Annotated in this window: 10 protein-coding genes; 1 reads left to right on the top strand and 9 read right to left on the bottom strand. The window is 50.8% G+C overall.

Annotated elements, in window-relative coordinates; translation table 11 throughout:
- Positions 1-6 precede the first annotated feature (6 nt).
- The 3 genes from def to I2G42_RS06045 all read right to left on the bottom strand — a co-directional run bounded on the left by def (position 7) and on the right by I2G42_RS06045 (position 4,262).
- Positions 7-498: a peptide deformylase gene (def, locus tag I2G42_RS06055; protein ID WP_173827250.1), complete on the bottom strand. Its 492-nt coding sequence runs from the start codon at positions 496-498 to the stop codon at positions 7-9.
- 63 nt (positions 499-561) lie between these two features.
- Entirely contained in the window at positions 562-2,790 is a 2,229-nt protein-coding gene (gene priA, locus I2G42_RS06050; protein WP_118742036.1) for a replication restart helicase PriA, read from the bottom strand.
- Positions 2,787-4,262, bottom strand: a complete 1,476-nt coding sequence (locus tag I2G42_RS06045) for a UDP-N-acetylmuramoyl-L-alanyl-D-glutamate--2,6-diaminopimelate ligase (protein ID WP_195530850.1) — start codon at positions 4,260-4,262, stop codon at positions 2,787-2,789. Before I2G42_RS06045 ends, priA begins: the two co-directional genes overlap by 4 nt.
- A 197-nt stretch (positions 4,263-4,459) precedes the next feature.
- Between I2G42_RS06045 and arcC the strand changes: the two genes are divergently transcribed.
- A complete protein-coding gene (arcC, locus tag I2G42_RS06040) occupies positions 4,460-5,389 on the top strand; it encodes a carbamate kinase (protein WP_022463144.1) in 930 nt (309 codons plus the stop codon).
- A gap of 77 nt (positions 5,390-5,466) precedes the next feature.
- Here arcC and I2G42_RS06035 read toward each other — a convergent pair whose 3' ends face one another.
- The 6 genes from I2G42_RS06035 to I2G42_RS06010 form a co-directional block, all read right to left on the bottom strand.
- Complete coding sequence (locus I2G42_RS06035; protein ID WP_195530849.1) at positions 5,467-6,864, bottom strand: glycine--tRNA ligase; 1,398 nt, start codon at positions 6,862-6,864, stop codon at positions 5,467-5,469.
- A gap of 27 nt (positions 6,865-6,891) precedes the next feature.
- Positions 6,892-7,584: a hypothetical protein gene (locus I2G42_RS06030; protein ID WP_022463142.1), complete on the bottom strand. Its 693-nt coding sequence runs from the start codon at positions 7,582-7,584 to the stop codon at positions 6,892-6,894.
- Positions 7,585-7,609: 25 nt separating this feature from the next.
- Entirely contained in the window at positions 7,610-8,890 is a 1,281-nt protein-coding gene (locus tag I2G42_RS06025; protein WP_195530848.1) for an adenylosuccinate synthase, read from the bottom strand.
- 141 nt (positions 8,891-9,031) lie between these two features.
- Complete coding sequence (gene purB, locus I2G42_RS06020; RefSeq protein ID WP_055226984.1) at positions 9,032-10,468, bottom strand: adenylosuccinate lyase; 1,437 nt, start codon at positions 10,466-10,468, stop codon at positions 9,032-9,034.
- A gap of 166 nt (positions 10,469-10,634) precedes the next feature.
- Positions 10,635-11,393 carry an amino acid ABC transporter ATP-binding protein gene (locus I2G42_RS06015; RefSeq protein WP_195530847.1) on the bottom strand — a complete coding sequence of 253 codons (759 nt, stop codon included), beginning with the start codon at positions 11,391-11,393 and terminating at the stop codon, positions 10,635-10,637.
- Between the two features lie 24 nt (positions 11,394-11,417).
- Positions 11,418-12,065: an amino acid ABC transporter permease gene (locus I2G42_RS06010; RefSeq protein WP_022463138.1), complete on the bottom strand. Its 648-nt coding sequence runs from the start codon at positions 12,063-12,065 to the stop codon at positions 11,418-11,420.

Below are 12,065 nucleotides of genomic sequence, written 5' to 3'. Positions count from 1 at the left end.
TAAGACTTACTCTTCGTCCTCGTACTCATCATACTCATCGTACGTGTTGTCCCAAAGCTCGCCTTCTACTTTTTCTGTATACATATGTCCGTCGAGGTGATCACACTCGTGGCAGATGCAGCGGGCAAGAAGTTCGGTTCCCTCGAGTTCAAACGGCTGCATGTCGCGGTCCAGCGCTCTTACCTTTACATAATTCGGACGGGTTACGGTACCGGATTTTCCCGGAAGGCTTAAGCAGCCTTCTGCTCCTGTCTGGCTTCCGGAAGTCTCCAGGATTTCCGGATTAATCAGAAGATGCGGGGTTCCGTCCACATCCATGACTACGATTCTCTTTAAGATGCCTACCTGCGGTGCGGCAAGGCCGACACCGTTTGCCTCATACATGGTGTCAAACATGTCGTCGATCAGCTCGCTGATTCTTGGTGTCATCTTCTCCACCGGTCTGCATTTTTTCGTTAATACGCGGTCGCCTACGACTCTGATTTCTCTGATTGCCATAATTCTTTTCCTTTCTTTTGCTCTTCTATTATAAATAATCTATGTGTAAATAGTATGAAAAAACTAATACTTTCTGCTGAAGTCAAACTGTAAATAAACGGTACGGAAGCCTTTGTTAATCTCGATATACCGCTCCAGTTTTTCCCGCAGCTCTGCCAGCACCTCTTCCTGCGGCGCGCGTACATACACGGCCATGCGGTACAGGTCATTGATTTTCGACACTGCCTCACTTGCCGGGCCGATGATCTGGACTTCGCGGTTTCCCCGGATGCGGATGAGATATCTGCGAATGTATTCCATCGCCTGCGTCAGATGCGCTTCATCCTCCCCGGCTCCGTGGATCGCCAGAAGCTCCGCCGCCGGTGGATATCCCATCAGACGGCGGTAGTCCATTTCTTTCTCGTAAAATGTCCCGTAATCCTGCTCTGCCGCCGTCTGAATGCTGTAATGTTCGGGATGGTACGTCTGAATGACTGCCATTCCCGGCTTTTCGCCTCTTCCGGCGCGGCCGACTGCCTGCGTCAGCAGCTGGAACGTACGCTCCCCGGCACGGTAATCGACTGCATTCAGGGAGAGATCCGCCGCCAGCGCTCCCACCAGCGTGACATTCGGGAAATCGTGGCCTTTTACGATCATCTGGGTTCCAATCAGGATATCGGCCTCCCCCGCCGCAAATGAGGACAGGATTTCTTCATAACTGTTTTTCGTTTTTGTCGTGTCGCCGTCCATCCTAAGAACGCGTGCCTTTGGAAACAGCTTTTTCACGTTCTGCTCGATCTGCTGTGTGCCGGCACGGAAGCCGCCGATGTACGGGGAACCGCACGACGGGCACGCATGTACCTGCGGTGTTTCATAACCGCAGTAATGGCAGACGAGCTTTCCGTTATTGTGTGCTGTCAGTGATACATCGCAGTGCGGGCATTTCATCACATGGCCGCATGCACGGCATGAGACGAAGCCCGCATAGCCTCTGCGGTTCAGAAACAGTACAACCTGTTCCTTTTTTTCAAGCCGTTTTTCGATCTCTTCCCGCAGTTTTCCGGACAGAATCGAACGGTTTCCCATCTGTAATTCTTCCCGCATATCCGCGATCCATACGGACGGAAGTGCTGCATTTCCGTACCGCGCATCCATCCGGAACAGCGCGTACGCTCCCGTCTCGCAGGCGTAAGAAGCATCCACCGACGGCGTTGCCGAACCCATCACCACATGGGCATGCTCCAGCCCGGCGCGGCGCACGGCGGTCTCCCTTGCATGGTAGCGCGGCGTCACTTCACTTTTATAGGAGGTTTCATGCTCCTCATCGATTACGATCAGCCCCAGATCCGGAAACGGTGCAAAGAGTGCGGAACGCGGACCGATCATAATACTGACCTCCCCGCGCCGCGCGCGCTCCATCTGGTCGGCGCGCTCGGACGGTGTCATCCGCGAGTTGACCACCGTGACCCTTGTTCCAAACCGTGCGCAGAACCGCTCCACGTTCTGATACGTCAGCGCAATCTCCGGGATCAGCACGATCACCTGTTTTCCTTCCTTCAGCACTCGCTCCATCAGCTCCATATAGACGAGCGTTTTGCCGCTTCCCGTCACACCGCGGATCAGGCAGGGGCGGTTCTGCCCTTCCCATTCCTTTCGAATGCCGTCCACCACGGCCTGCTGCTGTTCGTTTGGTTTTCCCGCAGTTGTTCTTCCTGCCGCATCAGATACCGGATTTCTCCAGGTGCTCGTACGGCGGATTTCCAACACGCCCTGCTCTTCCATCACGTGCAGCGTATCTGCCGTGATTTTCAGTTCCTTGCTCACAACCGGCCCTGGAAGAACCGGCTGGGCCAGCAGCGCGTTTAAGAGACGGATTCTCGCTTTATAATTTTTCTTTCTGTAGTTTTCCAGCAGCTCCTCACACTCTGCGGGATCTGCAAGAAGCGCAATTTCGCGGGTTTCTTTCCCGCGCGCCTTTACTTTGACCGGAAGCACCGTCTTTAACGCCTGGATCATCGTCGATCCGTACGTATGACGCATCCACGCGGCGAGCGCGATGAGCTTCGTCTCTACAGTCGCCGCATCCTTTTGTACCGCAAGGATGGCCTTCATCCGGTCCTGCGGATATTTCGGCTCGTTTCCGACGGAAAGCACATAGCCGGTGATCGTGCGGTTTCCGTTTCCAAACGGAATCTGTACCGCCGTTCCCGGACCGATCTCCCCTGTCAGTTCCGGCGGAACCTTGTACTGAAAGGTCCGGTCCAGTTTTTCATTTGTGATATCTACGATTACATCAGCGTAAACGCTGCTCATACATTCCCCTTACTTTCTTCCAGTATTTCCCGGATCAGCACGCGCTCATCCATTTCGTACCGTTTTCCCTTCCGGATCTGATACGTTTCGTGGCCTTTTCCCGCGAGCACCACGAGATCGCCCGGCTGCCGGTTTTCGATCACATACCGGATCGCCTCCTTACGGTCTGCAATCTCAACGAAAGCGCCTTCTGTTTTCCCGATTCCCGTCCGGATATCGTCCAGAATCGCCTGTGGTTCCTCATCCCGCGGATTGTCCGAGGTGATGACGGTCAGATCCGCCAGACGCCCCGACACCTCTCCCATCTGGAATCTCCGGTCCCGCGCGCGGTTTCCGCCGCAGCCGAAGAGACAGATCAGGCGCTTCGGATGGTATTTCCGCAGTGTCTTTAACAGGCTTTCGAGGCTCATCGCATTGTGTGCGTAGTCAATGAGAAGCGTCATTTCCGGATACACCGGAACTGCCTCACACCGCCCACGGACGCGGACTGCGGAAAGTGCCTCCTGCATCGCCTTTTCCGGGATTCCCATCTGCGCGCAGACCGCAATGGCGGCAAGCGAGTTGGAAACGGAAAACAGACCCGGCAGATCTACCCGTACTGGAAAATCCGCTGCGCCCTGCACCCGGTATGAGACACCGAGCACGCCGGGCGCCTGATCGAGTGCTGCATCTGCTGCCATAAAATCAGCTTTTTCCCTGCATCCGAATGTCACCAGACGGCAGGTGCTCTGCCTTATGATCTCCGGAAACCTTTTGTCATCCCGGTTTACAATTCCGGTTCTGCAGGTGCGAAACAGCTTCTTTTTGCAGGACAGATATTCTGCAAACGATGCATGCTCCCCGGCGCCGATGTGGTCGTTTCCAATGTTGGTGAACACACCGTAATCAAACGTAAATCCATCACACCGGTGCTGTTTTTCCGCCTGCGAGGAAACCTCCATCACAACATGGGTGCAGCCCTCCCGCATCATTTCAGAAAACAGCTTCTGCAGCACAACAGGCTCCGGCGTTGTATTTTCTGACGGAATGCTTTTTTCCCCGATCCTCGTCTCGATCGTTCCGATGAGTCCTGCGCGGATCCCTGCTTTTCGCAGGATTTCGTAAATCATATATGCAGTCGTCGTCTTTCCCTTCGTGCCGGTCACTCCGATTGTCACAAGGTGCTGCGCCGGATCGTCCTCCCAGGCACAGGAAAGCTGTGCGAGTGCTTCTCTGCTGTCCTTTACTACGAGTACGGTTACCTTTTCCGGAATCCCTTCCAGTTCCCGCTCCGCAACCAGAACAGCAGCGCCCCTCTCGACTGCTTCTTCTGCATATACGTGCCCGTCCATCCTGTTTCCGCGGATGCAGACAAACACGTTCTGCGGCTGTACTTTTCTGCTGTCGCATGTGATTCCTGTAACTTCCGCATCCAGACTGCCCTGCTGGAGCTGATATGCGATCCGCTTTTGTAACGTGCGCATGTTTTTCATGCCGGGACCTCCCTTTCACGTTTCAAATCCCTACGACTCAGATACTTTTATAGAATACCATAGTCCGAAAAACATTTCAATGTGCGCAATGTCGGTTTCTTCTTGATTTTTGCTCCCATAAACTTTATAATAGTCCTATATTGATGCCTGGTTTTTTCGTATCAAAATCTATGAACTGCAAAGAGAGGTATCTTCCAATGAAAAGAAAAAAAATAGTTGTTGCACTGGGACACAAAGCTCTTGGAACGACGCTGCCGGAACAGAAAGCAGCCGTAAAACGTTCCGCAAAAGTAATCGCAGATCTCGTTGCTGCCGGCGCTGATGTTGTCATCACCCACAGCAATGCGCCGCAGGTCGGCATGATCCACATGGCGATGAATGAATTCGGCAAAATGCACACCGACTACAGCGCAGCCCCGATGTCTGTCTGCTCCGCTATGAGCGAAGGCTACATCGGCTACGACCTGCAGAACGCCATCCGTGCTGAGCTTCTCCGCAGAGGAATCTTCAAAACCACATCCACGATTCTTACACAGGTTGAAGTAGATCCGTACGACGATGCCTTCAACAATCCGGTCAAACTGATCGGCCGTACACTTACCAAGGAGGAGGCTGACGCAGAGGAAGAAAAAGGAAACTACGTAACGAAAACCGAGGACGGCTACCGCCGAATCGTTGCTGCTCCGAAGCCGCAGGATATCGTAGAGATCGACTCCATCCGTCTTCTTCTCGATGCCGGACAGGTTGTCATCGCAGCAGGCGGCGGCGGAATCCCGGTTCTCCCGCAGAATGAAGAGTTAAAGGGTGCATCCGCAGTCATCGAAAAAGACCTCACCAGCGGCCTGATGGCAGAAATGCTGAACGCAGACATGCTGATGATCCTGACCAGCGTGGAAAACGTTTCCATCAACTACGGTACCCCGGACGAAAAACCGCTGGAGCACATCACCGTTGCTGACGCGAAGAAATACATCGCAGAAGGCCAGTTCGGGGAAAACTCCATGCTGCCGAAGATGGAAGCAGCTGTTTCTTTCCTCGAGAAAGGCATCGGCCGTACCGCAGTCATCACTTCCATTGATTCCGCACTCGCCGGATTCCAGGGAAAAACAGGTACGATTATCGAGTAATACAAAGTATACAAAAAAAGGATTCCCGCGAGTGGGAATCCTTTTTTTCTACTCTTTTTCCGGACTAAAAAGCCAGATTAGAAAGTAAATTTATCTGCAAAGTAAGCATCGAGATCCTCAATTTTAATTCTCTCCTGCTCCATGGTGTCACGGTCACGGACGGTAACAGCACCATCGGTCTCGGAATCAAAATCGTAGGTGATGCAGTACGGAGTACCGATCTCATCCTGACGGCGATACCGTTTTCCGATATTTCCACGGTCATCAAACTCGCAGTTGTATTTCTTGGACAGCTCTGCAAAGACTTTCTCAGCGCCCTCGTTCAGCTTCTTGGAAAGCGGAAGCACACCGATTTTTACCGGTGCCAGTGCCGGATGGAAATGCATCACAGTACGAACATCATTCTTTTCTGCGTCGAGAACTTCCTCGTCATAAGCGCTGCACAGGAATGCCAGAACGACACGGTCAGCACCAAGAGACGGCTCGATAACATACGGGATGTATTTCTCGTTCTTCTCTGGATCGAAATAGGTCATATCCTGTCCGGATACATTCTGATGCTGGGTCAGGTCGTAATCGGTACGGTCTGCGATTCCCCACAGCTCGCCCCATCCGAACGGGAACAGGAACTCGATATCGGTTGTTCCCTTGCTGTAGAAGCACAGCGCTTCCGGAGAATGGTCTCTTGCACGCATCTCTTCGTCTTTCATGCCGAGGCTCTTCAGCCAGTTGATGCAGAAGCCTCTCCAGTACTGGAACCATTCAAGGTCGGTGCCAGGCTCGCAGAAGAACTCCAGCTCCATCTGCTCGAACTCACGGGTACGGAAGGTGAAGTTACCCGGTGTAATCTCGTTACGGAAAGATTTACCGATCTGGCCGATTCCGAACGGAATTTTCTTTCTGGAAGTACGCTGTACGTTTTTGAAGTTTACGAAGATACCCTGTGCAGTCTCAGGACGAAGATATACGGTGTTCTTCGCATCCTCTGTAACACCCTGGAAGGTTTTGAACATCAGGTTGAACTGACGGATATCGGTAAAGTTATGTTTTCCGCAGGACGGACACGGAATCTGATGCTCCTCGATGAAGTTCTTCATCTCTTCCTGGGACCATGCGTCTACGCTGCCGCCTTCGATTTCAATGCCTTTTTCCTCACAGAAGTCTTCGATCAGCTTGTCTGCACGGAAACGCTCGTGGCACTCTTTACAGTCCATCAGAGGATCGGAAAATCCGCCGAGATGACCGGAAGCTACCCATGTCTGCGGGTTCATCAGGATCGCGCAGTCAACACCTACGTTGTGCGGGCTCTCCATGACGAATTTCTGCCACCATGCTTTTTTCACGTTGTTTTTCAGCTCAACACCGAGCGGGCCGTAATCCCAGGTATTTGCCAGGCCGCCGTAGATTTCGGAACCCGGATATACAAAACCTCTGGATTTTGCTACTGCCACAATTTTGTCCATTGTCTTTTCCATAGTTAGTTACTCCTCTATTTTATTTGTTTACTTACCATAAACAACAATAACAGGACTGGCAAGAAGAACGTCCTGCTCATATTCCTGCTCTGTTTCTTCTGTCTTAGTCTGCTCTGATGATGACGCAGAAGCACTCTCTGTGGACTTTGTGGTCCACTCGCCGGCCGTATCCACCGTGTTTTTTCCTTTGATCACGGCTGTACCGGAAACGCAGAGCACCGGATCTTCCGTTACGATTTCCAGCGGCTCCTCGCAGACAATCACGCGTACATGCTTAACGCCTTTGACCGCATCTTCGACTGAAACCTCATTGCCTTTAGAATCGACAAAGGAAGCGGAAAAATCATATCCCGCTTCTTCTGCCTCATCCAGCGTGCCTGCGAAAAATTCTGCTCCGTGATAATCCGCGTAGGACTGGTAATCTCCGTATTCCATCCGGATCTCCACCTTGTCCTCTTTGATCTGGCATTTTTCCAGCTTCACGGAATCCGCATCGCCGCGCTCCTCTGTGAATTTTTTGATGTCATCCTCCACAAAGACTTTCAGTTCGTCTTCCGTGTAATCATCGTCTTTGCTGTAATCTTCCACAATAGCTTCTGTCACAACACCATTTTTGCTCACATAGACAGATGTCGTTGTCACATCTTTTAACTTCTCACAGCCCGACAGCAGCACGGAAGCCGCTGTCAGAACTGCGAGAAGCTGTCCTGCTTTTTTCATAAAAATCCTCTAAAAACCGCCTAAATTATTTATTGCGGTAAATGATATCGTCTCTTCCCGGTCCGTTGGAGATCATGGTGATCGGGAATCCGATTTCTTTCTCTACAAACTCGATGTAGTTTCTGCAGTTCTCCGGCAGCTCCTCGTATTTCTTGATGCCGCGGATATCGCATTTCCATCCCGGAAGGGTTTTCAGAACCGGTTTTGCTTTCTCAAGAATGCTGGTGTTCGGGAAATCGTGGATTTCTTTTCCGTCTACTTCGTATGCTACGCAAACCGGAATCTCGTCCAGATATCCGAGAACGTCAAGTACGGTAAATGCTACATCGGTGGTACCCTGCATTCTGCAGCCGTAACGGGAAGCAACACAGTCGAACCATCCCATACGTCTCGGGCGGCCTGTGGTTGCACCGAACTCTCCGCCGTCTCCGCCGCGTCTTCTGAGCTCATCTGCCTCATCGCCGAAGATCTCGGAAACGAAAGCACCTGCTCCTACTGCGCTGGAGTAAGCTTTGCATACGGTTACGATTTTCTTGATTTCATATGGCGGAACACCTGCTCCTACTGCGCCGTAGCCGGCCAGTGTGGAAGAAGAAGTTACCATCGGGTAAATTCCGTGATCCGGGTCTTTTAAGGAACCAAGCTGACCCTCAAGCAGGATCTCCTTGCCTTCCTGAATCGCGTTCCACAGGAATGCGGAAGTATCGCATACGTATGGCTCAACCATTTTTTTGTATTCCATCAGCTCTGCATAGATCTCATCCGGATTTAACTGCGGTTTGTGATACAGATGCTCGAGCAGAATGTTCTTGGTCTCGCATACGGATTTCAGTTTCTCTTTCAGGTGCTCATCGTCGAACAGCTCGTTTACCTGGAAACCGATTTTTGCATATTTATCTGAGTAGAATGGAGCGATACCGGATTTGGTGGAACCAAAGGATTTTCCGCCCAGACGCTCTTCCTCATACTGATCGAACAGGATGTGGTACGGCATTACCATCTGTGCACGGTCGGAAATTTTGATCTTCGGTGCCGGCACTCCCTTCGAAATGATCTCCTTTAACTCTTTGATCAGAACCGGAATGTTGAGTGCAACACCGTTTCCGATTACGCTTGTTGTGTGGCTGTAAAATACGCCGGATGGAAGGGTATGAAGTGCAAACTTTCCATAGTTGTTTACAATGGTATGGCCTGCATTTGCACCACCCTGGAAACGGACAACAATGTCTGCCTCTTTTGCGAGCATATCGGTAATTTTACCTTTTCCCTCGTCTCCCCAGTTTGCTCCTACTACTGCCTTAATCATATGACATCCTCCTAATTCAACGTATACTTGCGGCCTTTTTGTTCCGGCCGTTTATCTTTAGTATACCATGTTTTTCTCATAAGCGAAACTTATGATTACTTATAAAATCTGTTTTTTTATTATTTCTGTTTATCAAACGGATCAGACGTTGATTTCCGCTGTCATGCCAAGTGCGTCTTTGTTTGCCTCAAGCACCGGATTGACTACGTTTTTCAGGAATGCGTCAACCTGTACAGATGCGCGGCCTGTGTATTTGGACGGATCCATCGTCTTTTCCAGTTCTTCCTTGGTCAGATGGAACATCTCATCTGCTGCGATCAGATCGAGAAGATCATTATCGCGTCCTTCCTCTTTGACATGTTTTCCGGCGATCATGGACAGCTCGCGGATTCTCTCATGCAGCTCCTGACGGTCGCCGCCTGCTTTCACCGCATCCATCATGATATTCTCGGTTGCCATAAACGGAAGCTCTGCCATCATGTGTTTTAAGATAACCTTTGGATAAACCACAAGTCCGTCTACGACGTTCATGCACAGATCCAGGATACCGTCGATGGCAAGGAAGCCTTCCGGAATGGAAAGTCTCTTGTTTGCAGAGTCATCGAGGGTTCTCTCAAACCACTGTACAGAAGAGGTGATTGCCGGATTTAATGCATCGGTGATCACATAACGGGACAGGGATGCGATACGCTCGCTTCTCATCGGATTTCTCTTGTATGCCATGGCGGAAGATCCGATCTGTCCTTTCTCGAACGGCTCCTCAACTTCTTTTAAGTGCTGCAGAAGACGGATGTCGTTGGAGAATTTTGTTGCGCTTGCCGCAATGCCTGCCAGAACGTTTAATACTCTCGTATCGACTTTTCTGGAATACGTCTGTCCGGAAACAGGATAGCAGTTCTTGAAGCCCATTTTCTCAGCGATCATCGGATCGATCTTGTCGATGGTCTCCTGATCTCCGTCGAACAGCTCTAAAAAGCTTGCCTGTGTGCCTGTTGTTCCTTTGGAGCCGAGCAGCTTTAAGGTGCTCTGTACGTACTCGAGATCTTCAAGGTCCATTAAGAACTCCTGCATCCACAGGGTTGCACGTTTTCCGACGGTGGTCGGCTGTGCCGGCTGGAAGTGGGTGAAGGCAAGGGTCGGCTGGTCTTTGTAGGTATCCGCAAATTTTGCCAGCTCAGCGATAACGTTCACCAGTTTTTTCTTCACCAGCTTTAAGGCTTCGTTCATGACAATGATATCGGTATTGTCGCCTACGTAGCAGCTGGTTGCTCCCAGATGGATGATTCCTTTTGCTTTCGGACACTGTACGCCGTAGGCATACACATGGGACATTACGTCATGACGGCAGACTTTCTCTCTTTCTTTTGCCACATCGTAGTTGATGTTCTCGGCATTTGCTTTCAGTTCTTCGATCTGCTCATCTGTAATAGAAAGTCCCAGTTCTTTTTCTGTCTCAGCCAGCGCAATCCATAACTTTCTCCAGGTACGGAATTTCATATCCGGAGAGAAGATGTACTGCATCTCCTTGCTTGCATAACGTTCGGAAAGAGGGCTTACATATCTGTCAGTTCCGCTCATAGACACGATTCTCCTTTTCTTGTCAAAATGTGTATTCGGTTTCTCTTTTATCCCCGCTCTTTTTCATCCCAAAAACAGAACGGGACGTATAAAGAGCGTGTTTGAAATACGTTTCAACCACGCTCTAGTATAACGCATGTTGTTTTTTTAGGCAAGTGCAACGTCGTTACTTCTCACGAAATTTTCCCAAAAAGCCCTGCATTCTGGCATTTTCGGAATCGAAGACTTCGTCCGGCGTTCCTTCCACGGCGATCACGCCCTGGTCCATAAAGATGACGCGGTTGGAAATCTCCCGGGCAAAATTCATCTCGTGGGTAACGATCACCATGGTCATATTCATCTCCGCAAGGGATTTGATGACCTTCAGCACCTCGCCTGTCAGCTCCGGGTCGAGCGCCGAAGTCGGCTCATCAAAAAAGAGCACCTTCGGGTTCAGCATCAGCGCACGCGCAATCGCAACCCTCTGACACTGACCGCCGGAAAGCTGACACGGATACGCCTTTTCTTTTCCTGTGAGTCCCATTTTCTGCAGCAGCTCTTCTGCCTGTGCTTCCACCTCCGCACGGTTGCGTTTCTGCACATGAATCGGCGCATCGCAGAGGTTTTTCATCACATCATAATGCGGAAACAGGTGGAAGCTCTGGAATACCATTCCAAAGTTTTCCTGAATTTTCCGCAGCACGGCCGGCTTTGCATAAACGGATTTTCCATTTTGTATGGTGACTGCCTGCTCGCCAAGATACGTCAGGTCACCGCCATCCATCGTCTCCAGCATCGCCGCACACCGCAGCAGCGTCGATTTTCCCGATCCCGACGGGCCGATGATCGAGAGTACCTCGCCCTCTTCTACTTTGAGGGAAATATCTTTTAACACTTCGAGATCCCCAAAGCTCTTTCTTACATGGTTCATTTCCAGATAAATCATATCGTTTTCCGCTCTCTTCTATAGTTAATGATAATAAGAAAATTTCTTTTCCAAAAGTTCCATCACCCACGCCACGACAAAATTGAAGATGTAGTAGAAAATACCAGCGGCAACGAACGGAACCATCGTGGTCTTGGCCGCCGCGATCTGTTTTGCGATCGTGAACATTTCCACATAGGAAATGGAAAAGGCCAGCGACGTATCCTTGACCAGCGTAATCACCTCATTGGTGATCGCCGGCAGAATCCGTTTCACAACCTGCGGCAGAATAATGCGGACAAACGTCTGTCCCTTCGAATAACCAAGAAGCTTTGCTGCCTCGTACTGTCCACGATCCATCGAAACGATGCCGGAGCGGTAGATTTCTGCAAAATAGGCGCCGTAGTTTAAGGCAAATCCGGTGATAATCGCCGGAAAGCGCCATTTTCCGATGTTCATACCGAACAGATAGAACGGTCCGAAGTAAACCACCATGAGCTGCAGCATCAGAGGCGTGCCGCGCATCAGGGAGATATAGAGCCGAAAAATTCCGCTCACAATCCGGTTTTTCGACATACGCCCGAAGGCGATCAGCAGACCGAGCGGCAGGGAAAATACGAGCGTCAGAACAAATATCGAGATCGTTCCCGCCATTCCGGTACTAAGCTGTGATAGAATCATGGACAACTTCAT

It is taken from the genome of Fusicatenibacter saccharivorans, assembly GCF_015557635.1.
GTDB classification, from domain to species: Bacteria; Bacillota; Clostridia; order Lachnospirales; family Lachnospiraceae; genus Fusicatenibacter; species Fusicatenibacter saccharivorans.
The sequence above is the reverse complement of the archived record's forward strand: the minus strand, read 5'-3'. Positions and strand labels throughout refer to the sequence as shown.